The 23,636-nt window shown below is 52.7% G+C and carries 22 protein-coding genes; 4 read left to right on the top strand and 18 right to left on the bottom strand.

Annotated elements, in window-relative coordinates:
- Positions 1-14 precede the first annotated feature (14 nt).
- The 8 genes from BM025_RS13940 to dctP form a co-directional block, all read right to left on the bottom strand.
- Entirely contained in the window at positions 15-1,814 is a 1,800-nt protein-coding gene (locus tag BM025_RS13940) for an NAD(P)/FAD-dependent oxidoreductase (RefSeq protein ID WP_085850147.1), read from the bottom strand.
- Positions 1,815-1,955: 141 nt separating this feature from the next.
- A complete protein-coding gene (locus BM025_RS13935) occupies positions 1,956-3,677 on the bottom strand; it encodes a sigma-54-dependent Fis family transcriptional regulator (protein ID WP_085850146.1) in 1,722 nt (573 codons plus the stop codon).
- Between the two features lie 525 nt (positions 3,678-4,202).
- Positions 4,203-4,928: a ribonuclease activity regulator RraA gene (locus BM025_RS13930; protein ID WP_085850145.1), complete on the bottom strand. Its 726-nt coding sequence runs from the start codon at positions 4,926-4,928 to the stop codon at positions 4,203-4,205.
- Positions 4,929-4,937: 9 nt separating this feature from the next.
- Positions 4,938-6,671 carry an L-arabinonate dehydratase gene (araD, locus tag BM025_RS13925; RefSeq protein ID WP_085850144.1) on the bottom strand — a complete coding sequence of 578 codons (1,734 nt, stop codon included), beginning with the start codon at positions 6,669-6,671 and terminating at the stop codon, positions 4,938-4,940.
- A 4-nt stretch (positions 6,672-6,675) separates the two neighbouring features.
- Positions 6,676-6,846 carry a hypothetical protein gene (locus BM025_RS19220; RefSeq protein WP_170842198.1) on the bottom strand — a complete coding sequence of 57 codons (171 nt, stop codon included), beginning with the start codon at positions 6,844-6,846 and terminating at the stop codon, positions 6,676-6,678.
- 8 nt (positions 6,847-6,854) lie between these two features.
- A complete protein-coding gene (locus BM025_RS13920; RefSeq protein ID WP_085850143.1) occupies positions 6,855-8,171 on the bottom strand; it encodes a TRAP transporter large permease in 1,317 nt (438 codons plus the stop codon).
- A complete protein-coding gene (locus tag BM025_RS13915) occupies positions 8,161-8,682 on the bottom strand; it encodes a TRAP transporter small permease subunit (RefSeq protein WP_085850142.1) in 522 nt (173 codons plus the stop codon). The genes BM025_RS13920 and BM025_RS13915 overlap by 11 nt, the downstream gene beginning before the upstream one ends.
- Positions 8,683-8,750: 68 nt before the next feature.
- The gene (dctP, locus tag BM025_RS13910; RefSeq protein WP_085850141.1) at positions 8,751-9,776 is read right to left on the bottom strand and encodes a TRAP transporter substrate-binding protein DctP; all 1,026 of its coding nucleotides are present in this window, start codon (positions 9,774-9,776) and stop codon (positions 8,751-8,753) included.
- 133 nt (positions 9,777-9,909) lie between these two features.
- Here dctP and BM025_RS13905 point away from each other — a divergent pair, with 133 nt between their 5' ends.
- Positions 9,910-10,635: a GntR family transcriptional regulator gene (locus BM025_RS13905; RefSeq protein WP_085850140.1), complete on the top strand. Its 726-nt coding sequence runs from the start codon at positions 9,910-9,912 to the stop codon at positions 10,633-10,635.
- A gap of 166 nt (positions 10,636-10,801) precedes the next feature.
- Here BM025_RS13905 and BM025_RS19625 read toward each other — a convergent pair whose 3' ends face one another.
- The 5 genes from BM025_RS19625 to BM025_RS13880 all read right to left on the bottom strand — a co-directional run bounded on the left by BM025_RS19625 (position 10,802) and on the right by BM025_RS13880 (position 14,164).
- Entirely contained in the window at positions 10,802-11,104 is a 303-nt protein-coding gene (locus BM025_RS19625) for an ATP-binding cassette domain-containing protein (protein WP_085850139.1), read from the bottom strand.
- 111 nt (positions 11,105-11,215) lie between these two features.
- The gene (locus BM025_RS13895; protein WP_085850138.1) at positions 11,216-12,220 is read right to left on the bottom strand and encodes a LacI family DNA-binding transcriptional regulator; all 1,005 of its coding nucleotides are present in this window, start codon (positions 12,218-12,220) and stop codon (positions 11,216-11,218) included.
- 185 nt (positions 12,221-12,405) lie between these two features.
- On the bottom strand, positions 12,406-12,729 hold the full coding sequence (locus BM025_RS13890) for a hypothetical protein (RefSeq protein ID WP_085850137.1): 324 nt from the start codon (positions 12,727-12,729) through the stop codon (positions 12,406-12,408).
- Positions 12,730-12,896: 167 nt separating this feature from the next.
- Complete coding sequence (locus tag BM025_RS13885; protein ID WP_085850136.1) at positions 12,897-13,397, bottom strand: gluconokinase; 501 nt, start codon at positions 13,395-13,397, stop codon at positions 12,897-12,899.
- Positions 13,397-14,164, bottom strand: a complete 768-nt coding sequence (locus tag BM025_RS13880) for an SDR family oxidoreductase (RefSeq protein WP_085850135.1) — start codon at positions 14,162-14,164, stop codon at positions 13,397-13,399. Before BM025_RS13880 ends, BM025_RS13885 begins: the two co-directional genes overlap by 1 nt.
- A 162-nt stretch (positions 14,165-14,326) precedes the next feature.
- Here BM025_RS13880 and BM025_RS13875 point away from each other — a divergent pair, with 162 nt between their 5' ends.
- The 3 genes from BM025_RS13875 to gndA all read left to right on the top strand — a co-directional run bounded on the left by BM025_RS13875 (position 14,327) and on the right by gndA (position 17,792).
- Entirely contained in the window at positions 14,327-15,274 is a 948-nt protein-coding gene (locus BM025_RS13875) for a 2-hydroxyacid dehydrogenase (RefSeq protein ID WP_085850134.1), read from the top strand.
- Entirely contained in the window at positions 15,275-16,306 is a 1,032-nt protein-coding gene (locus BM025_RS13870; protein WP_085850133.1) for an L-idonate 5-dehydrogenase, read from the top strand.
- A gap of 88 nt (positions 16,307-16,394) precedes the next feature.
- The gene (gene gndA / locus BM025_RS13865) at positions 16,395-17,792 is read left to right on the top strand and encodes an NADP-dependent phosphogluconate dehydrogenase (protein WP_085850132.1); all 1,398 of its coding nucleotides are present in this window, start codon (positions 16,395-16,397) and stop codon (positions 17,790-17,792) included.
- Positions 17,793-18,125: 333 nt separating this feature from the next.
- On the opposite strand, the gene BM025_RS13855 is transcribed toward gndA, so the two are convergent.
- The 5 genes from BM025_RS13855 to BM025_RS13835 form a co-directional block, all read right to left on the bottom strand.
- On the bottom strand, positions 18,126-18,929 hold the full coding sequence (locus tag BM025_RS13855; RefSeq protein ID WP_085850130.1) for a sugar phosphate isomerase/epimerase family protein: 804 nt from the start codon (positions 18,927-18,929) through the stop codon (positions 18,126-18,128).
- A 77-nt stretch (positions 18,930-19,006) separates the two neighbouring features.
- A complete protein-coding gene (locus BM025_RS13850; protein ID WP_085850129.1) occupies positions 19,007-19,924 on the bottom strand; it encodes a carbohydrate ABC transporter permease in 918 nt (305 codons plus the stop codon).
- Between the two features lies 1 nt (position 19,925).
- Complete coding sequence (locus tag BM025_RS13845) at positions 19,926-20,696, bottom strand: carbohydrate ABC transporter permease (protein ID WP_244515751.1); 771 nt, start codon at positions 20,694-20,696, stop codon at positions 19,926-19,928.
- Positions 20,697-20,878: 182 nt separating this feature from the next.
- Positions 20,879-22,168 carry a type 2 periplasmic-binding domain-containing protein gene (locus BM025_RS13840; RefSeq protein WP_085850127.1) on the bottom strand — a complete coding sequence of 430 codons (1,290 nt, stop codon included), beginning with the start codon at positions 22,166-22,168 and terminating at the stop codon, positions 20,879-20,881.
- Positions 22,169-22,252: 84 nt separating this feature from the next.
- A complete protein-coding gene (locus tag BM025_RS13835; RefSeq protein WP_085850126.1) occupies positions 22,253-23,335 on the bottom strand; it encodes an ABC transporter ATP-binding protein in 1,083 nt (360 codons plus the stop codon).
- Positions 23,336-23,636: the final 301 nt, after the last annotated feature.

The following is a 23,636-nucleotide window of genomic DNA, read 5'->3' as shown; positions in this document are numbered from 1 at the left end:
GCGCAAGGGAGGCATCACGACAGGTGATGCACCGTTTGAAGGCCGTAGACCGAGGTCTCAAGGCCCTCCATCCGCGCTTTGAGTTGCAGCGCGAGATAAAGCGAATAGTGACGCGATTGGTGAAGGTTTCCGCCGTGGAACCACAGGTTTTCTTGTTGTGTCGGTTTCCACATGTTGCGCTGTTCACCTTCCCATGGACCGGGGTCTTTTGTGGTGTCAGAACCAAGTCCCCAGACCTTGCCAACTTTATCGGCAACCTCAGGGCTGATGAGATCCGCAGCCCAGCCGTTCATCGAACCAAACCCCGTGGCCATCACCACAAGATCTGCTTCAAGGCGGGTGCCATCGCTTAGAACCACAGCGTCCTCGTCAAAGTGATCAACCTGACCTTGCACGAGTTTGACCGCACCATCTATGAGCAGTTGGCTTGCGCCGACATCAATGTAATAGCCCGACCCACGGCGCAGGTATTTCAAGAACAGACCAGAGCCGTCGTCTCCCCAATCCAGTTTGAAACCGACCTTTTCAAGCCCCGCGTAAAACTCTGCATCACGCTCGCGCATCTGATCATAGAGCGGGATTTGGAATTCATGCATGATCTTGTAGGGCAAGGACGCAAAGATCATATCTGCTTTCTCGGTCGTAACCCCGTTGGCCAGAGCTTCCTCGGAATAGAGTCCGCCAAGACCGATATCCATCAAGCTTTCGGAACGCACGATATGGGTCGAAGACCGCTGCACCATGGTCACATCGGCATCAGCCTCCCAAAGGGCGGCGCAAATGTCATGTGCAGAGTTGTTGGATCCTACAACGACGACCTTTTTGCCAGTCCAATCATCGGGGCCTGTATGTTGTGACGAGTGTTGGATTTCACCCTTGAAGCTGACCATTCCGGGGAAATCGGGCACATTCGGTTTGCCCGACATCCCCGTGGCCAGCACAAGCTGTGTGGGATGCAACGTGACGGTTTCGCCATCGCGATTTACCTCGACCGTCCATGTTCCGGCGCTTTCGTCATAGGCGGCGTTGACCACCTCGGAGCGGGTCCAATAAGGGATTTCCATGACTTTGGTGTACATTTCAAGCCAGTCACCGACTTTGTCTTTCGGCGTAAACACCGGCCAGTTGTCAGGGAATTTTATATAAGGCAGATGATCATACCAGATTGGGTCATGCAGGCAGAGCGACTTGTACCGACTGCGCCATTGATCGCCGGGGCGGTCGTGTTTGTCCAAAACGATGGCCGGCACACCGAGCTGGCGGAGCCGCGCACCCAAAGCGATACCGCCTTGTCCGCCGCCAATGATCACCGTGTAGGGTTGCGTGTCATAGCCAAGCGAAGCCTCCTCTGCCTCGCGACGTTCTGTCCAGCTCTGGCGGTTTTTTTTGGCCCCGTGTTCCGCGCCCATTGGGCGATGTTTGCCACGGTTTTCTTCAAAGCCTTTGAGTTCTTGCAATGCGGTCAGCAAGGTCCAAATCCGACCGTCTTTGAGCCGCATAAGACCCCAACCACGTCCGGCCTTTGTCTCAAATGTGATCCATGCTGTTGTGACACCGTCCTCCTCGACGGGGCATTCTGCATCTTGCAGTCGGAAATGGTCTGGGCACGTTTTGTCCAATTGGTGCAACAGCATTTCGCCTACAGCTTCTTGACCTTCGACCGTCTTTAGGTTCCAAGTCACGGCGACCAAATCGCGCCAATAGCTGTCGGTGGTAAAAAGCGCTGTCGCCCCTTTTACGTCGCCTGTCTGCAAAGCGATGTTTAATTTATCCAGCACGTCCTGCGTGCGGGTTGCCACGGTTGTATCAAGCATCACATCTCCTCCTAAGTGCGTTTCTTGTGGGAGAAGTATCTCAGTAGGAATTTGCTGCGGGCTATGCTCAATCGTATTGGGTACGACCAAAAAGTAAGCGCTGCGTTGCGGCATGTTGCAAGCGCAACAGCACGCAACATCTTAATCGGGGGGATGCAATCCGGCTTTGCGAATTCGGCGCAAAACGGTTGATCGATTGACACCTAGCCGCCGCGATGCCTGCGCCATGTTCCAGTCACAGGCATCCAGAACCTGCTCCAACGTTTCTTGTACAGGTTGGTGCGCCTCAACGGGGGGCGGCAGATCAGACTGGTCGATCACCGGCCCTTCACAGAGCGCAACTGCCACGTCGAGCACTTGTTCCAATTCACGCAGATTTCCCGACCATGACCGCCCCATCAAATCGGCCCGCGCCGAGGGCGATAGGCGAACGGTATCTGGGGCGCGGCGTCGCAACAGTCGGTCAATCATCCATCCGAGATCTTGTCGCTGGCCCAGCCGTGGGACGGTCAGCGTACTTCCCGCCAAACGGTGAAACAGCGGCCGCGGCAGGGTTAGTTGACCCGGCGTGAGACACGTTGTGGACAAGGGGCGCAGATTGGGTTTTTGATCCAAAAGCACAGTGAGCGCGCTTGCGGTTTCTGAACTGAGCGCATCAATCCCGCGTAGCAAAAGCGTCGTCGGCACCGTGATATCGTTGCAGGCCAAATGGAGGTCTTTGGGTGCCATTCCAGCGCAGTCAAGTAGAATGAACCCATTGGCCTGTCCCACCATATGAATGGTCCGCGCCAGTTTGCTTTTGCCGGTGCCAGTGTCGCCACAGATCAACAAAGGCACGGTGGTTTGCGCCAGCTTTTCAGCATGGTTCAACAACCGCGCCATGATGGGATCGCTGCCTGCCAATCCGGCCAAAGCCCCGTTGAGACGGGACGCGGTTCGCAATGTGCGCGGCGCTTGGGGAGCGATGGCATGCCCAAAAAGCGCGCCGCCGTCACGCAATTCCACGACCCGATCTTCTGTCGGGCGGTCCCGCATCAGGCTAGGCAGATCATCGACAGACAAGTTCAAAGCCGCGTCGATCTGCTGACCCAAAATAGGCACACCCTCGGGAAACAACCGGCGTGCGCCACGGGTGTAACCGATGACCCGTCCCGAACCATCCAGCCGCACCGCGACCTCTGGATCGACATCCAGAAATTCTGGGCTGGTTGAAAAGCGCAATACCCAGTCTTTGCGGCTTTCGGCCATCAGATTGGCCATTTCCACCCGCCGCGCGGCGGTGGTCACAAGGCTCATGGCAAGGTTTTGACTGCTTTTCGTGGTCGGTGATCGCAAAAGCGAAATATCCAGAACGGCGGTGAGTTTTCCAAGACTGTCAAAGATTGGTGCGGCTGTGCAGGACAGGGTTGTATGGGCGTTGCCAAAATGATCGTCTTGATGGACCGTCACGGGTTCTTGGGTGACTATACAGGCGCCAACACCACTGGTGCCGGCCAGTTCTTCGGCCCAGTTCGAGCCAAGATATAGCCCCGCTCCGCGCAGTTCATCGGCAAATAAATCATCACCAAAATAGTCAACACAGACACCCTGAGCATCGGTCAAGATGAGCACATAATTCTGTCCGGCAACCTGACGAAATAGATTTTGAAGTCCCGTTCGCGCCGCCGCGATCATCCATTCCGCTTGTTTACGATGATCGCGCAATTCTGCCTCGGTCACAATATGCGCTGGATCGTTGCGCAGGGGGTCCATGCCGTAAAGTTCTACGCAACGCCGCCAAGATGCGGACACAAAGGTATCGCGTCCAGTCTGTGTGCCATCCAGAACTTGTCCGATTTCTTCGATGTGTTGGTGATCTGTCAAAGCTGTATCCTCCCGCGCATGAGCGTAACATGAGTTTTTCGCTTTTTGGGAATGAACTTTCGCAGGTGCGCCGCTTTCACCATACGGATCGCGGACTGCAATACTGTTCCAACGATTATTAAGAAGCGCCTGTCTAATTTACTTTTTGACGAATATAGGAGCTTCAAATCCATTCAGGCAGAACTGATATGGCGCACGCCTTATGCAACCAGATGCCAAATCGAAGGGGCAATATTTCAGTATATTAATGGGTTAAATAACGCACGACGGCGGCGTTCGTCATTAAGTTGCCAAAGCCTGTTGGCCTTCGTATTGAGCCTCAATCAATGTTAAGCCTAAGGCAACTAGTTCCATAAGACGTGCCGCAGGGGCGTCTTCACCAATTTCCATTCCGCCTCGAAGGGTTAGGCTGCGGATTGCAGCTTCTCAACCGCTAGTCATTCTAACAGTTCAGGGTCATAGGTCGGCGTGCTGAACCAACATTGCGCCACATCACCGTCAGCCTCGTGCGTTAAATTTATGCCCTCAACGACCTGTTTTCATGCGCCATGCGTCAAACTTTTTCTGGTTTTCATCTTTGGTACAGGGGTAGAGACCAATGATTGGTGCGCCGTTCATGACTTCTTCGAGCACGAAGTCTTCGAAACTTTCCATGCCTGAACATACATCTGCAATCTCATCGGCCAAATGTGCGGGGATCACCATCACGCCGTCGCGGTCGCCGACAACGACGTCGCCAGGAAAGACAGCGACATCGCCGCAGGCAATTGGGCCATTGATTTCGATGGCTTCGTGCAGGGTGAGGTTTGTGGGCGCTGATGCACCAGCACTAAAGGCAGGCATGTCCAATTGGCCAATGCCGTGGGCATCGCGAAAACCGCCATCCGACACAACGCCCGCACAGCCACGCACCTCAAGTCGCGTGACAAGGATCGATCCAGCTGTGGCTGCGCGTGCGTCTTTACGCGCATCCATCACCAACACATGGCCTTTGGGGCAGGTTTCCACCGCAACGCGTTGCGGGTGATCTTCGTTGCGAAAGACTTCTAGCGGATTGCGATCTTCGCGGGCAGGAATGTAGCGTAGAGTGAAAGCTTGCCCGACCATATTTTGGTCTTTGTCGGACACAGGGCGCACCCCTTGGATGAACTGCGTGCGCAGGCCGCGTTTGAACAGTTGCGTGGCAATTGAAGCGGTTGATACGCACATTAGTTTTGCACGGGTAGCATCGGAAAGTGTATATTCAGACATCGGTGTCCCTCAGAAAATATCAGGTTCGCCAGCGGTGCGGCCAAACCCTGTTTCAAGAAAATCAAAGTCGCAGCCTTTGCCGGCTTGCGTCACATGTTTGGAAAACAAGTAGCCATAACCACGCTCGAACTTTGGCTCTGGCGGTATCCAAGCGGCACGGCGTCGCGCGAGTTCTGCGTCATCGACCAACATATCAAGGCTGCGAGCATTCAGATCAAGCCGCACAGTGTCTCCTGTTTTGAGCAAGGCCAGCGGCCCGCCTATATAGCTTTCGGGCGAGATATGCAGCACGCAAGCGCCATAAGACGTGCCAGACATACGCGCATCTGATATGCGCAGCATGTCGCGGTGCCCCTGTTTGAGCAGTGCTTTAGGAATGGGGAGCATGCCCCATTCGGGAAACCCTGGCCCGCCCAAAGGTCCTGCATTGCGCAGCACCATCACCGTGTTTGGCGTGATGTCGAGGTTTTCGTCATCGACCGCTTTTTTCATTTCAGGATAGCTGTCGAACACCAAGGCCGGACCTTCGTGATGGTAATATTTTGGATCACATGCGGCGGGTTTGATCACCGCGCCATCAGGGCACAGATTGCCGCGAAGGACGGCAAGCGAGCCTTCTTTGTACACCGGATTTGACAGGGGTCGGATCACATCGTCATTATAGACCTGCGCGCCCTCAAGGTTCTCACCCATCGTTTTACCCGTAACTGTGAGGCAACTTGTGTCGAGCATCGCTTCGATTTGTTTCATCAAAGCACGTAGTCCGCCTGCGTAATAGAAATCTTCCATCAAGTAGTCTTTGCCTGATGGGCGGACATTTGCAATCAGCGGGGTGATGCGGCCTAAAGCGTCCAAGTCATCCAAGGTCAAATCCACGCCGGCACGCCGCGCCATCGCGATCAAATGTACGACGGCGTTGGTCGAACATCCTGTGGCCATCGCGACCACCGCTGCGTTTTTGCACGCGCCGCTGGTGATGATTTTCTCAGGTGTGAGGTCTTCCCAGACCATTTCGACAATACGTCTGCCGCACGAGGCACTCATGCGCTGATGGCCTGAATCGACCGCTGGGATGGAGGATGCTCCGGGCAAGGTGATGCCCATTGCATCCGCGATCGCAGTCATGGTGGATGCGGTGCCCATTGTCATACAGGTGCCAGCCGAGCGCGCGATGCCGCCTTGTACGCCCGTCCATTCGGCGTCTGAAATATTGCCTGCACGGCGCTCGTCCCAGTATTTCCAAGCATCAGATCCCGAGCCCAAAATCTTACCTGCGTAATTGCCCCGCAGCATTGGACCTGCTGGCAGATAGATCAACGGTACGCCTGCCGATATGGCCCCCATGACCAAGCCGGGCGTGGTTTTATCGCAACCCCCCATCAGCACCACGCCATCAAGGGGATGCGAACGGATCATTTCTTCGGTCTCCATCGCCAGCATATTGCGGTACAGCATTGACGTGGGTTTGGTGAAACTCTCGTCAACGGACAGAGATGGCATTTCCACACCAAAGCCCCCCGCTTGCAACACGCCGCGTTTGACGTCTTGTGCCCGTTCGCGAAAATGCGAGTGGCAGGTGTTGAGTTCCGACCACGTATTCAAAATACCGATCACAGGTTTGTCGCGGAAATCTTGTTCGTCGTAGCCAAGCTGTAACATGCGGCTTTTGTGACCAAACGTGCGCAGATCATCAGGGGCAAACCAACGTGCAGAACGCAGGTCTTGGGGTGTTTTACGTGTCATGAGTCTATCCAGTAAATGCGAAAATGAGCCACACAAGAAATGCCGTCAGCACCACACCGAATACTTCTGGCCAATTGCCAAAAGCGGCGTCTTGGCCCGCCTCATCAATGAGTTCGGGCGGGGTTTCAGGGGCTAAGGGGTCTTGGGTCTCGGTGGGGTCAATGGGGTTTGTCATGGGTCACCTCAATCCAGCATCGCTGGCAGCCAAAGCGCCAACTGGGGGAAAAACAAAACAAGGAACAAGCCAAGAACTTGAAGCGCGATAAAAGGCAGTACTGCGAGAAAAATATCTTGAAGTTCGATGCCTTTGGGGGCGACAGATTTCAAAAAGAAACAGGCCGGACCAAAGGGGGGAGAAAGGTAGTAAATTTGGATGTTCATCGCGAAGAGCACACCAAACCAAATCGGATCAAATCCAAGGTTGATCACCACCGGCGCAAAGATGGGCACCGTGATAAAGATGATTGCGATCCATTCCAAAAACGTGCCTAGCAGCATGATGATCAGCATCATCACAACGATGACCATCAGCGGCGGTACGTCTAGTCCTGTGAGTAATCCACGTAAAAATTCACCCCCACCGATCCGGTTGTAGATGCCGATCAAAGACACCGCACCAAGGACAAGCCAGATGATGGAGCCAACTGTCAAAACCGTTTGGCGCATCGCATCGCGCGCCATGGTCCAACGCAATTCGCCTTGGATCGCGGCGACAATCAGTGCACCAACTGCACCAATGGCGGCGGCTTCGGTTACGGTGGCCACGCCTGAGTAAATGACACCTAAAACTGTGCCAATCAAAATGGCAGGTAAAATCACGCCCTTCATGTATTTCAAGCGTTGGAAAAGCGGCAAACCTGTTTCAGGGATGTCATAGATCGGGGCCATGGACGGGTTCATCCGAACGCGTACCAGAATGTATGTGATGTACAATGAGGCCAGCATGAAACCAGGAACTGCTGAGGCGGCGAAAAGTTTGGTGATCGAGACCTGTGCTGCCAGACCATAAATGATCAAAACGACAGAGGGTGGGATCAAAGTGGCCAGCGCGCCAGCCGCACAAATGATGCCGATAGAGAGCTTTTTATCGTACCCAAGACGCAGCATTTGCGGTAGGGCGATCAGTCCAAGCATGACAATTTCGCCGCCCATGATGCCAGACATCGCCGCCAAAACGACGGCAACAATACAGGTTTGCACACCAACTGAGCCGCGAAACCGGCCCCCCAAGATGGCCATGGAATCGAACAGAGATTTGGCGATGCCCGATCGTTCTAACACATTGGCCATAAAGACAAAGAATGGCACCGCGATGAGTTCGTATTTGTGCAACACCTCGCTGACGTTGGCTGCCACGATAAAGAACCCAGCGCGTTCGCCGAAATATAGCATCGCCGTCGCCAAGGAGACGGTTAATGTTGTGACACCTAGCGGCACGCCGAGCGCCATCAGACCCAACAACGATATGACGATTAGAAGTGTAATAAACTCAATTCCCACTGGGCATATCCTCTTGGGTTTCTTGGGTCCAGCGAATGATATTCGCGATCAATTGGGCCAAATATAAAATGCACCCTACAACGATGATGACTTTGAAAATTGTCGGTTGGGGGGAGTTGAAGGCCGTGCCTGAATACTCTGTGCGTCCGATCACTTTTAGTGCGGGTTTCCACAAAGCGAGGGTCAGCACAAAGATTGCGGCAAAGGCGATCAATTGTTGAAACAGTCGAAACAAACGCCACACTTTGGGCGACACCAGAATTTCCAACATGGTGATTGAAATATGGCGCGTGCGTTCGGTGACATAGCCAACGGACAGCACCCAAGCCGTGGCGCACAATGTCATGGCCAGTTCTGTGGACCACACAGTTGGGCGGTCAAAGCCATAGCGCATTACAACTTCAAGCGCTGAAATCGCGATACAGGCGAAAAAGAGAATTGAGCAGCTATGGCCGATGAACACACTGATGTGACTCATGGTGTCGGCATAGCGGGTAAGCAAGCGTTTCATTGCCACTCCCGTTTGGAAATTACGAACATGTCGCCCCGCCAATTAGGGCAAGGCGACACAAGTTATTCTTATTTTTCGAACAGACCAATTTGGGTCATGTAGGCGATGTGTGCGTCTAACGCTTCTTTGGCCAATGCCGATTTGGTGGCGTATGCTTCCCACTGTGAGCGGGCGACAACCCGCAATTTATCGCGGTCTTCTTGGGCCCAATTGATCACTTCAATGCCATCCGCAGCATCATCACGCGCGGCCAATTCAGCGTCGAGTTTAGACACCTCTTCGGTCATCGCGGTCATTGCGTCATACCACCATGTTTTCAAAGCAACCTGATCATCTGCAGACAAAGTATCCCATTTTTCAGTGTTCACAGTGAACTGCATTGAAGGCATGGAATGGATGCCAGGGTAGAGTGGATAAGGCGCCACATCGTGCAAACCTGTGCGATCATTGTTCACATAGGCCGAGGCATCTGCCGCATCCACGATGCCTTTTTCCAGCGCGCCGAACACTTCTGAAAACGGGATCGACACTGGCGAGGCACCTGCTGCTTGAAACACAGCTGCGGCAAGACCTTCGGGTGAGCGAATTTTCATCCCCTCCAAATCTTCGAATGTACGAATGGGCGTGCGTGCAGGCAAAGATTCACGAGAATAGGGACCACAGGCCACAACGTGAACTTCGCCGCCGGTGATTTCGTCTGCAGCGCGTTGCATCATCGCTTCGCCGCCACCATCACGGCAAAACCCCAGCATTTGCTGCGGTGTGTCGTAGCCTGAAATCAGGTCGCCCATGATAGCGAACGCAGGCTCAAGCCCCGCAAAGTAGTTTACAGATGTAAAATCACCGTCGAGCACACCGGCTGCAACCGCTTCGGGCGTTTCACGCGCTGGCACCACGGATCCGTTTGGTGTGAATATAATTTCCACACGGCCCTGTGTCATTTCAGATATTTTTGGCAACCAAGTTTCTGTCAAATACTGAGTCGAAAAATCGCCTGCGTTGAAAGATGTTTGAATGTTGAATGTTTCTGCCTGTGCGCTGCTGGCTGCGGCACAAACAGTCGCTGCCAAAAGCGCTGTTTTGGTAAATGTCATTGTCTTCCTCCCAATGGATGTGCGCGAGCTTCTCCTTCTCGTGCAACTCATACATTAATATATTAGTGCATTCAGGTCAAGGCTGGCTTAGGATGAGAACAACAGAACGCAAATTCAGCATTGAGCTCTTAAAATGAATACAAAAAATGGGATTCTATCAGATATATTTAAGACGGATCGCAGTGGTGCGGCGCCGGGGAAATTACGCAAAACCTCGATAAGTCAGCAAGTTTATGAAACGCTGCGTGAAAGAATCATCTTGCTTGAATTGAAGCCGGGTCAAAATCTATCACGGGCAGAAATTGCAGAATCTTACGGTGTGAGCCAAACACCGGTGCGCGATGCAATGCTTCGGCTTGAAGAAGAAGGCCTGCTGGTCGTGTTCCCGCAATCCAAGACCGAAGTGGCACGGATTGACGTTGATCAGGCGCGTGAAACACAGTTTTTGCGTATGTCACTGGAAATCGAAATTTCAAAACAGCTCGCGCTGTCAGATCAAGACGAGGCAATTGAAGAGGCACAGGTCATTCTGAGGCGGCAAAAATCCGCATATGACGCAGCCGACCTTGTCTATTTCGAAGAGCTGGACCGCGCGTTTCACTTTGCTTTGTTTAAAGCCGCGAGAATGGAAACGCTTTGGTCGTTGATTTCGGAAAGATCGGGGCAAATTGATCGCTTACGCACACTTAATTTGCCAGATGCAGGCAAAGCCAATGAAGTCATAGAGGCCCACAGTGCGATCATCGCTGCAATCAAAGACCATGACGCGGAACGCGCAGAGAAAAATGTGAGAATCCATCTCTCGGGAACACTGGGTCAGTTGTCACAAATTATGGCACGCAATCCCGAATATTTTTAACCTGACGCCGCGAGGGGCTATGTGTACCTGACCTTAAATCGAATTGTTTAGATATTTGTACTATTACTATAGAAAAGGTTTCCGCTGCATGTGTGGATGGCCATAAATTCAAGGTTAACTTAACATAAGACGGATTACGGGCGTAACCAGTCTTAATTGGTGCTACCTATCCATGTGCAAAGGTTGTTGCGCCAAGTTCTTCGGCCACATCCGCCACCATCGGAAAATGCACAGCTGTCGCAGCATCGAGATGTTCAGGGCGGATCCCAAATTGTAAGGATTGACCAGTCTGCAAAGCCGTTTCTAGATTGGGCAGTTCTACCCGTTGTACTGCCACCTCGACGGTCTTTGGCCCCACAGCTTTTGCAGTAAGAAAATTCATACGCGGCGAATCGATAAAGCCCGCTACGAAATCGTTGTCAGGGTTTTCATACAACTCGATCGGGGTATCCGATGCTGATGCTGACAAGTGCCAACATCAATCCCGTGTGTGCCATAGATGTCGTGGGCGGCGAATTATACCAAACTTAAGACAAATAAGAGTGTGCTCTGTTGCAGGACCATGTGTTTGGTTTTGACGTTATAATGTTGATTGGGCCACTTTCAGGACGGGTGTGATCATTTGGTTGCGCGCCAATTCAGGGGTCTTCAAAAGCTCCAAAACCAATTCTGCGGAGGCTTCCCCAATTTTGAACGGCATTGGGTCGACTGTGGTCAACGTTGGCACGCAGACCTCTGCAATATCGTAAGCCCCAAAACCTGCGATTGCGATCTGTTGTGGCACTGTGATGCCGCGCCGCTGACATTCAGAAAGCGCGCCAAAACCAACCAAATCAGATACGCAAATCACGGCATCCGTGTCAGGGAATTGATCCAACAACGTTGCCATTGCGCGGGCCCCCTTTTGCATTGGTTTTTGCGGCGCACCAGACCCGATCAACCGATCTGCTTTTAGGCCATGACCCTGCATAGCCTCTTGAAAACCCCGGCGTCTATCTTGGCCGCGTGAATCACTTTCGGAATCCCCGCCCAAAAAGGCGATGCGCGACCGACCTTGTCCGACCAAATGATCAACAAGAAGTTGCATGGCGTCAGCGTTTGAAAACCCCACGACATGCCCGATTGGGGTCTTTGGATTGTCCCATGTTTCAATCACAGGCACGCCAGCGTTTGCCAGCAACTGCCGTGCCTTGTCGGTGTGATGGCCGCCTGTCACAATGATCGCTTCTGGGCGGCGGCGCAAAAATTGGCTTATCAATTGTTCTTCTCGCACCACGTCATAATTTGTGTGCCCCAACAAAACTTGATAGCCCGCTTGGCTAAGCTTATTGGTCAAAGAAACAACTGTGGCTGCAAAGTTCGCATTGTTTAGCGAGGGAATGGTCACAGCAATAAAATCGCTACGTTGGTTGCGCAAATTGGCCGCTGTGACATCAAAAACATACCCAAGTTTGTCGGCCGTCTCACGGATTTTTTCGCGCGTGTCCTTGCCGACAGAAGCGTCTTCTTTGAATGCACGGCTGACGGTCATAACCGACACGCCAGCTTCGCGGGCAACATCTTTCATCGTAGGGCTACGCTTCATTAAAAATCCTCGGGTGTCTTTGTAAAAATTGTGTCAGCTTAAATCTGCGGTTGTAACCTTGTTATGTCATTGAGAACTGAGCCCTACGGCTACGATATCAGTGAGGTAAAATTCGCACTTGGGATGCACAACGCAACACCTTGATGTCCCCTTGGCAAACGCGCTGCCAAGGTTCAGTGGACTGTTTAAGCCGCTTTTGTCGTGTTGTGATGATGAATGCGGCCCGTGAAAAACCGCGGCAAAAATGCTTCGGTTGCGGCTTTACCTATGGTGCGTTCTGGCGATGCCAAAGCGGCCGTCACAGCCTCCATGTCATCATAATCGATTTCCATGATCATCGGGAACGCAGGCGCGCCTTCGTCTGCGTCATTGGTAAAGGTGACACGCACAGCGCGCGCCCCTGGCATGGATTGCCATTTGGGCAAAAGCTCTTCCATAACTGCGGCGCGAAACGCCTCTGTTTGTCCGGCGTTGATCTGCCCCTCAAATATTGCATAACGTGTTATCATCTTGGCAACTCCTCTGGCCTTTTGAAAATTCCATCACTGTCGCTTGGTCTTCGCCACCCAATCGCGCTTACGTCAGTATGCGGCGCGCTTGAGCACAAATCGTAGAATAACATCTTGCAAGATGACGCGCCCCAGTGCCCCTGCGTTGATCAAGACATCCCTGACAGTCATAGAAATTCTTTAGAAAAGCGGGCGACCAATTCCGTCACGATGGCCTCAGCTGTCTGATCAATATCAACACGTACAGACTCTTCATCAGGGGTTGGCGGCTCTAATATTGCGAACTGACTGTCCAACAATTCGGTCGGCATGAAATGATCTTTCCGTTCGGCCATGCGCGTTCCAATGAGCTGACGTGTGCCATCGAGAAACAGGAACATAACAGGCCCACCAGCATGGTCGCGAATGATGTCACGATAGCTACACTTAAGCGCAGAACAGCCAATGACCAAAGGCAAACTGCCCTTGGTAAAAGTCTGCCCAACAGCCGCCAGCCATGGTGCGCGATCGGTGTCATTCAATGGGGTGCCTGCACTCATTTTGGCAACATTTTGTGCAGGGTGCAGATCATCACCATCCACAAAAGTCGCCCCGATTTGAGCGGCAAATCCGGCCCCAATCGACGACTTGCCGCATCCAGACACGCCCATGACGATAAAGCGCTGCATTAAAGCGACGCCGTGATGCCGCCATCCACATAAACAGTGGTGCCGTTTACGAAAGAAGAGGCTGCGGAGGTGAGGAAAATACAGGCCCCGACCAGTTCCTCGACATTTCCCCAACGCTGCGCAGGCGTGCGATTGGCAAGCCACGCAGAAAACTCAGGATCAGCGACCAGCGCGGCGTTCAAAGGCGTATCAAAATAGCCCGGAGCCAACGCGTTACACTGCAATCCGTGACGCGCCCAATCGGTCGCCATGCCTTTTGTGAGGTTCGCGACAGCGCCTTTGGTTGCGGTGTAAGGCGCGATACCCGGACGCGCGAGCGCTGTTTGCACGCTGGCAATGTTGACGATTTTACCCGCACCGCGTTTAATCATATGGCGCGCACAAGCTTGGCCGACATGGAACACGGAAGCGACATTTGTTTGCAGCAAGCGTTCAAAGGCGTCGGCCGGAAAATCTTCAAGGGCGGTGCGGTGTTGCATGCCGGCGTTGTTCACCAAAATATCGATGGCGCCTGTCTTTGCTTCAAACCCATCCACTGCCGCGCGCACGCCCTCGTGATCTGTGGCATCAAATGCAAGTACATCAACGGTGACACCTTCGGCGCGTAGGCTGTCGGCGGCGGCGTTAAGTTTGGTTACGTCGCGACCATTGAGAACAATACTGGCACCCGCTGCGGCAAGACCGCGTGCCAAAGCAAATCCGATGCCTTGTGAGGAGCCAGTTATCAGGGCGCGTTTTCCAGTAAGGTCAAACAGTTGAGTGCTCATTTTCGAGGTCCATATATTGAAGAATATTAGCGTTATTCCCTTTATGTTATCGATAACACTTAATGTCAACGCCCGTGAAAGAACAAAAATTTCGACTAGACGACCTTGATGCGCCCTCCTATGTTAACGATAACATAGCGAGTCACACACTGGAAATACTTAATGACAAAGCCTGATATCCTCCAAGTTGGTTACTACCCTGAATGGGACCAAGTGCCACTTGATGCAGCCTTCACCATGCACAAATACTTTGAGGCCGAAGACAAAGCCGCTTTCCTAGAAAAAGTCGGCCCCAGCATCAAAGGTATCGCGACCCGCGGCGAACTTGGCGCAGACCAGGCCATGCTCGACGCCTGCCCCAACCTAGAAGTTGTTTCGGTTTATGGTGTCGGCTACGATTCCGTGGATGTTGCAACCTGCACAGCGCGCGGCATTCATGTCACCAACACGCCTGACGTTTTAACAAACGACGTGGCAGACCTCGGCGTTGCGATGATGCTGGCACAATCGCGCGGTATGATCGGCGCATCACAATGGGTGCGGGACGGGTCTTGGAACTCAAAAGGTCTGTATCCACTGCAATCGCGCGTGTGGGGGAAAAAAGTGGGCGTTTTGGGCCTTGGCCGGATCGGTTTTGAGGTCGCCAAACGACTTGCAGGATTTGATTTAGAAATCGCTTACAGTGATGTGAGCGCGAAAGATTACGCGCCAGACTGGACCTTTATACAAGACCCTATCGCGCTTGCGGAACATGCCGACTTTCTGTTTGTGACACTCGCGGCGTCTGCCGAAACCCGCCATATCGTGAACGCAGATGTTTTAAACGCCTTGGGGCCGAATGGCATGGTGATCAACATTTCACGCGCGGCCAATATCGATGAAGAGGCATTGTTGACAGCTCTAGAAAACAAAACTCTAGGCGCTGCGGCCTTGGATGTGTTCGAAGGCGAACCCGCCCTAAACCCACGGTTTCTTGCGCTTGATAATGTCATGGTTCAACCGCATCATGCCTCAGGCACATATGAAACACGCAAGGCCATGGGCAAACTGGTGCATGACAATCTTGTCGCTCATTTTGCCAATCAACCCCTTTTGACCAAGGTGAATTAAATGAAATCAATCGTCATTCATGCCCCGAAAGATTTGCGTATCGAAGAACAGGGCGTCACCGCGCCGGGTCCTGGCGAAGCTCAAATCGCGATGGCTGCTGGTGGGATTTGCGGGTCCGATCTGCATTATTACAACCACGGTGGCTTTGGCGCGATCAAGCTGAAAGAACCGATGGTTTTGGGCCACGAAGTTGCAGGGCACATCACCGCTTTGGGCGCGGGCGTTGATACACTCAAAGTCGGACAACTTGTTGCGGTCTCTCCTTCTCGGCCCTGTAACACCTGTAAATTCTGCCTAGAGGGTGCGCAAAATCAGTGTCTAAACATGCGATTTTACGGCTCCGCGATGCCTTTCCCACATATCCAAGGCGCGTTCCGCCAAGTGCTTAACGCAGACGCCAGCCAATGTGCTGTCGCCGACGGCTTGACCGCAGGCGAAGCGGCGATGGCCGAACCCTTGGCGGTGTGTCTGCACGCCACGCGCCGCGCAGGTAATTTGGTCGGAAAATCGGTTTTGGTGACCGGTTGTGGGCCTATTGGCATTCTGTCAATCCTGTGCGCACGCCGCGCTGGTGCGGACCGGATTGTGGCCACGGACCTGTCTGATTTCACACTCAACATGGCGCGTTCTGTGGGGGCTGACGAAACCGTCAACATGGCGCAAACACCAGATGGTTTGGACAAGTTCACCGCAGACAAAGGCACTTTCGATGTCATGTACGAATGTACAGGCGCTGTGCCCGCGTTAACGGCAGGCATCCACGCAATGCGCCCAGGCGGGACGATCATGCAATTGGGCCTGAGCGGCGATATGTCTTTGCCAATGATGAACATCACCGCAAAAGAGCTATCGCTTAAGGGATCTTTCCGGTTCCATGACGAGTTCCACACCGGTGTAAGTCTGATGCAAAAGGGTTTGATCGATGTGAAGCCTTTGATCACGCACACTGTCAGCATCGATAACGCCGAAGACGGGTTTAAGCTGGCATCGGACCGCACACAGGCGATGAAAGCACAGATCAGTTTCGCCTAATCATTGGCTTGTTTACAGGTGAAACGACCTGTCTGGCCACCACCTGCACCCATCGCATTTCATTAGCCACAAACGGACTGTAAATTTTATGACACTTTCACAAATTGGGCTCATTGGCCTTGGAACGATGGGGGCAGCTTTGGCGTCCAACATCGCAGACAACTGCTTTGACATCGCGGTTTGGAACCGCACCACATCCGTCACCCATGACTTTGTCAAAAACGCAGGCGACCTCGCCCCTCGGATCACAAGCACCGATACGCTTGAAGATTTGGTTGCAGCCATCGCCACCCCGCGCGCTATCATTCTTATGGTGCCCGCAGGCCAGCCTGTTGATGACCAGATTGCGGCATTGCGACCTTTGCTGGATGACGATGATTTAATCATAGATGCAGGCAATGCGCTGTTTCATGACACCAACCGCCGCGCGGCCGAGGCAACGGGTCCGTTCCTTGGCATCGGCGTGTCTGGTGGCGAAGAAGGAGCGCGATTTGGCCCGTCCATCATGGGTGGCGGCGCGCGTCAATATTGGGATCGCGTGTCTCACATTCTTGAGGCCATCAGCGCCAAACACAAAGGCACGCCGTGCGCCACATGGATGGGCGAAGCGGGCGCTGGCCATTTTGTCAAAGCCGTGCACAACGGTATCGAATACGCCGATATGCAAATGATTGCAGAGGTTTATGGTGTGATGCGTGACGGATTTGGCATGTCTGCGTCTGATATCGGTGACGTCTTTGCACGTTGGAACACCGGCCCGTTGCAATCATATTTGATCGAGATTTCCGGCAAAGTGGCACAGGCTTACGATCCCAAATCTGACGGCCCATTGTTGGACATCATTGTGGATGCCGCGGGTCAAAAAGGCACGGGACGCTGGACCGCGATTGAGGCACAACATCTTGCCTCACCGATCCCGGGGATCGAAGCAGCCGTTGTCGCGCGCAACCTGTCTTCACGTCGCCAAGAACGGGCCGAGGGCGAAGCCTTGTTTGGCGGCGCACCGACCAGCATTCCAAAAGATCAGCTTTCAATCGACCAGTTGGAAATGGGCCTCATCGCTGGCAAAATCCTAAGCTACGCGCAGGGTTTTGCGATGATCGAAGCAGCATCCGAGTCCTATGATTGGGCCTTGCCCCTGCCCGAAATTGCGCGAGTTTGGCGTGAGGGCTGCATTATCCGTTCGACAATGTTGGATGATATGGCGACGGCGCTCACAAACCATCCTGATCGCAATTTGATGCGCGCGCCTGCGTTTGCGGACCAACTCAAAGCGCACCACATGGCCTTGCGCCAGATCGTCGCCGTTGGCACCCTGCACGGGATCGCGATGCCTGCGCTAGCGTCTAGTATCGCCTATTTTGATGCGATGCGCACCGCACGCGGTACGGCGAATATGATCCAAGGACAACGCGATTACTTTGGCCGTCACAGCTTTGCGCGATTGGATGGCGGTGAAGGCTGGCACGGACCATGGGCGGACTAAAGCAAGCTTAAGCGGCGTCAGCCAGAAGCCTCTGATCACCCAGAATTGCAGTCGCATAAGGCTTTGTTTTTCCACTTTACCTCTTTTTGCGACTGCGCCGAACCGACATCGTCGATTTATCAAACGTGCAAACCTGTGAGATGCGATTGTCAAATTTCACAGGTTTTAGATGACCAAACCGCATCAAAAACCCCAAACTGTCGAGTTTGCGATTCGATGCAAAACTCAGAATAAGCGCGTCCAAAAGTTGTATTCGCGACGCAGACTGTCCAAGACGATCCTGACCTAGAAATTGCAGGTCTTGTGCAACCAAACACAAGACCTGCAAACGGATTACAATAGGGCGCGCAGATATTCCAATGAGGTCGGGAAATCTTCGTCCATTTGTGGCTCGCATTTGGCCTCGACCGTCAAAGTGCCTTTGTAATTATCGGCTTTAAGCGCTGCGATTTGACCTTTGATATCGGTTTTGCCTTTGCCGAAATGTTGCCACACCATGTGATTGCCAATGTACTGACCGTCTTTTAAATGGACGTTGCGGATAAAGGGTTTAAGCTTTTGGTAGCCCTCCATGAAATGTTCTTGATCCGCGTCATACAGATTGCCCACGTCCCAGCAGTATCCGAAAGCAGGATGATCGACAGCCTTGAGCAGCGCCAGGCAATTGTCTGCTGTGTCGGCCCATGATCCGGGGAAGTTTTCGAGTTGCACAGTGAAACCACGCGCGGCAGCGGATTCGGCGGTTTCATGCAGGATCTCAACAACTTTGGCAAAGCTGTCAGGGCCATCAGTGGCTTCGCGCATCACACCGAACGTTACCAACACATCGATGTCGATGGTTTCGGCCAAATCCATGCTCATTGAGGCCAATTGATTGCGGTGAATGGGCATCAAGTCATGAGAAAGGCCCGTTTTAAACAAACCCGGCGACACCGTTGTAAAGGTGATGCCGTATTCATCGCCAAATTTGCGCATCCGTGTCCATGCATCTGCCTCGACAATGGGGTACCGTTTGGCTTCGACCATGCGGATTTCAAATGTGCTGACGCCTTGTTTCAACGCTGTCTCGAAAATATGTGGAAAACACGCCTCGGAACGGTCGGGCAAAACTTCATCGGTGACTGTAGCCAGTATCATCGGAACCTACTTATATTTGAGTGAGTGCAGCCAAAGCGCTGCAGGAGGGGCCACCCCTTTTGGGGTGACCTAGAATTTTAGCCTTTGATCGCGCCAGAGGTCATGCCGCGCACGAGTGATTTTTGCAGCAAGAGATAAACAATCAAGCTGGGGATCAGTGCCAAGAAAGCACCCGCCAACAACGCGCCTGTGCCCACTTCAACATCGGCGCGCAGACTGCGCAGAATGACCGTAATGGTGTAATCTTCGGTTCTGTTTGCGGCCACCAAAGGCAGCAAATATTGATCCCAGATGCCGTTGAAGCCAAAGATCGCAACCACGCCCAATGCGGGCAGGCTCATAGGCAAAATCACTTGGACCAAAATGCGGAATTCGCTGGCCCCATCAATGCGCGCGGCTTCAATGATCTCTTCGGGGATATCGCGCATGAACGCGGCCATCACCAAGATCGAAAAGGCCGAAGCCGCCACGGGCAAGATGATCGCAAAGATTGTCCCACGCAAGCTGATGCCCAGCAATGGCAGATCGCCCAACACCACAGCCAAGGGCACAGCCACGACTTCTTCGGGCAACATCATGGTCGCCAAGAAAATGCCCAAGACAACGGTTTGCCCATAGAATTTGCGGCGCGCCAATGCATAGCCTGCCGTGACCGCAACAGAGATTTGGATCAACAGACCAAAGCCCGCGATAAACAAAGAATTGCCGAAATACGACCAAATACCGCGTCCTGCAGCAACCCGAAAGTTTTCTAGGCTGGGGTTGTGAGGCCAAAGCGTGAGCGCTGTTGGGTCGGTGTTGAAATCAAACGCACCGACGATGATCGTCATGATGGGACCCGCGAAAACGAACAACAAAATCGCGCACATGATGCCGCGCACAAGCAGCGTTTTTTGGTCACCAACGGCCCAGCCGAAAGCGGTATCAAGTGTGCCTTCGACGCTAGATTGGCGTCGGCGTCGCTTGGGAATCGGAGAGGATACAGGCGTAGACATACTATTTGGCCTCCTTGTTGCGCGTGAAATAGATCGCCACAAAGGTCAAAAGCACGGAAGCGATCAACAGCAAGATCGACGCCGCAGAGGCGACCCCCAAATTGTTTCGTTCAAAGCCTTGGGTGTAGATCTGCGTCATCCAGACTTGAGTGGATCCCGCAGGACCACCACCGGTTAGAACCCAAACATCCGTAAAAATGCGCAAGGCGCGTACAGCGGCCAAGATCGAAACGATCATAATGGCAGGGCGCAGGGCTGGGATGGTCACGCTTATGATACGGTGCCGCATCCGCGCGCCGTCAATGGCTGCCGCCTCATAAAGGGATCTGTCGACGCCTGCGAGGCCTGCCAGAAAAATGACCATATAGTATGGCGCACTGGACCAAATCCCCACGGTCATTACGGCGTAAAGTGCCACCGAGGTATCTTCCAAGTACCGAATGGGATCCATGCCAAACAGGCCAATCACCTTGTTTAAAAAGCCGTCCGCGGCAGGGTAGTAAATGATACGCCAAATTTCACCGACAACGGCCGAGGCTGTCACAACCGGCAAAAAGACCGCTGTGCGTACGAACCATAAAGTGCGTGAAGGGCCTTCGAGCAGCAGTGCCAGTAAAAACCCGATGATCACCGCGCCAAAAGACTGCCCCGCGCCCAATACGATCGTATTGCGCACCGCTTGGTGAAATCGTTCGTTTGTCAAAACTTCGATGTAGTTTTCAAAGCCGACCCAAGTATTGCCCAAGAAGGGGCTCACATCTTGGAAACTCATCCGTATCCCTTGGGCCATGGGGATGAATTTAAAATATATAAACAAAAGCAGCGCAGGCGCGAGGAACATCCAAGCTGACCACCAACGAGACTGTGACCGGATACGACCGCGACGAGACACAGAGGGGGTATGCGCCCCCTCCGTGCTGGCGGCAGTCGGTTTTGAAGCGCTGCCTGTTTGGTTCATTTCAATGCATCCAATGCTGAGAGTTCATCCGAAATCCGGTTTGCAAGTTGTTCGAGTTGCGCATCCACATCATCGTTACACTGCGAAAACAATGTCTGGAAACTTTCAGCAATTTCCAAACGTGCAGCCGTGAAATCGATGTCAGATGGGAACAGCTCAGAGTTTTCAAGCTGTGTCGCCACGGTGGCCCAACGATCATCACCGTAAATTTCCGCACCGTTCAACGTGGTGTTTACGGGCAAACGCACAACGGGCTGACCCGGTGCAGTCATGCCAACGGTTTGGCCCTCAGCACTGATCAAAAATTCCGCCAACGCTTTTTGCGCGTCAGGCAGTTTTGATGTCACGCCAAAGTAGATGCTTGTGCGTTCTGTCAAAGTTGTGCTGCCTGCGGGGCCTGCCGGTGCGAGGATCAGCTCAAGTTTGTCTTTGCCAATTTTGCTGTCAAAGCTTGGGATCGCGTAAGGGCCTGTTTGATAAATGCCCGCTTTGCCTTCGGCAAAAAACGGTGTTGCACTTGCGTTTGTCATCGCGCCAGGTTGGGCTAGGTTTGGATCTCCACAGAACGCGTCATACAACCAATTGACCGCTTTCTTTCCGGTTTCATTGTTGATGGTGACCTCGTATTTGCCTTCGCCACCTTCAACGTAATGCGCGCCTTGCTGTGCAAGGTATGAGAACATCCACCACGCAAAGAAACCGCGGTTTGTTGTGCCTGGAACGGCCATGCCAAATGTGTCGCCATCAATGCCGTTGCCATCAGGGTCGCCTGTCGCGAAAGCCGTGGCCAAGGCAATCAAATCATCATGGGTTTTGGGAACATCAAAGCCCAAGTTTTCGCGCCAATCTTTGCGGATGAATGTGACTTGAGCATGCTGGCTGAACGGCACACCATAGCTTGTGCCATCGGCCACTTTGACAGAGTCCCAAGAAATTTCGGACACGTCATCGTAGCCCGCCAAATCGGTGACTTCGATCGGTTTGATCCAACCGTTTTGCGCATAAGCCGCCATGCTGGATTGGTCATAGATCAACACATCTGGAAGGTCTCGGGCAGCAACACGGGCTTGCAATTGCGTGTCGAATTGCAGCGCTGTGAGGTATTCAACTTTGATGCCTGTTTTCTCTGTAAATGCTTTGAACACAGCCTCATAGGTTGCGGCAGCTTGTGGTCCGCTGCGAGACCAAACCTCTAGAGTGTCTTGCGCTTGTACTGACAACGTCGATGACAACAGCACGGTCATTGCGATGCCGGTACGTTTCAAATTCTTGATACCAAGTTCCATTGTGTTCTCCTGCTGGTGATTTTATGGGTCTTTTTATTCGGTAATTTGGATCCACCGCGGCAAGTTGTAAAAAGCAAAACGTCCCTAAAGGGGAAAACGAGATGTGCCGTCAGCGCCAAACAAAATGGCCTGCGCCGGATCAAACGAGAACCGGACACCTGCACCGTGATCAAAATCTTCATCATGATCGAGAACGGCCAACAGGGCAGTGTCATCGGCAGTTTTACAATTCAAAATCGTTTCCGATCCAAGCCGCTCGACCATTTCAATGGCGCCTTTGACTGGGCCGTCGGGCGCAAAGTTTAGAACCTGTGGGCGAATGCCAAGCGTCATAGAATCGCCGACAGATACACCCGAGATGTCCGCAGGAATATCGACCGCTTCAATGCTGTTGCCTTTGACTTGAAGATGACCATCAAGGCATTTCACCACTTCAACAGGGAAAAAATTCATTTTGGGGCTGCCAATAAAGCCCGCAACAAACAGGTTGCTGGGCCGCTGATACAGATCGATCGGTTTGCCAACCTGCTGAACGATACCTGCATCCAAAACGACAATTTTGTCGGCCAAGGTCATGGCTTCGACTTGATCGTGCGTCACATAAATGATGGTCGCGCCAAGTTTGCGGTGCAATTCTGCCAATTCCATACGCATTTCAACACGTAAAGCGGCATCAAGATTTGACAGCGGTTCATCAAACAAAAACACTTGCGGCTCACGCACAATCGCGCGCCCAATCGCAACGCGCTGTCTTTGCCCACCTGACAGCTGCGATGGCTTGCGTTTTAACAGATGTTCGATTTGCAACACTTGTGCTGCGCTCTGAATCTTCTGTTCACGCACCTCCTTGCTGTATCCTGAAATCTTCAGGTTAAATCCGATGTTATCGCCAACCGTCATATGCGGATAAAGCGCGTAAGATTGGAACACCATCGCGATGCCACGATCACCTGGGTGGATATCGTTGCACAAATCGTCACCGATCCACAGCTCCCCTTCGGTAATGTCTTCGAGACCAGCAATCATACGCAGCAGAGTCGACTTGCCGCAACCAGAGGGACCGACGAACACTACAAATTCGCCTTTGTTAACATCTAAATCGACACCCTTGATGACTTCTAGATTGCCGTAAGATTTGCGAATTTTGGATATTTTGAGTTCAGTCATGGCCCCTGCTCTTTTAGATTTTCCTGAATTTGAAAAGGTCTACCGTCTTTAGCTAACGCTAGCATTTGGTGTACCATTTCTATGCATACCGTGTTGCGATCACATCAGCGAGAATACATATGACAATCAGATACGATAATTTATCTATTTTTTGCGAGTTATGAGACGCGCATAAATGCTCGAAAAACTTGAAAACAGCCGCCACGTAAAAGCATGGCAACAGGAAATACACCTAGGTAAAATGACCTTCATCGCTGTGGTCCCCCGCCCGAAACCGGGAAACCACTTGTGTTTGTATCGA

The organism is Pacificibacter marinus, from assembly GCF_900109555.1.
Taxonomy (GTDB): Bacteria; Pseudomonadota; Alphaproteobacteria; order Rhodobacterales; family Rhodobacteraceae; genus Celeribacter; species Celeribacter marinus_C.
Note: the sequence above shows the minus strand (reverse complement) of the source record. Positions and strands in the feature narration are given on the sequence as shown.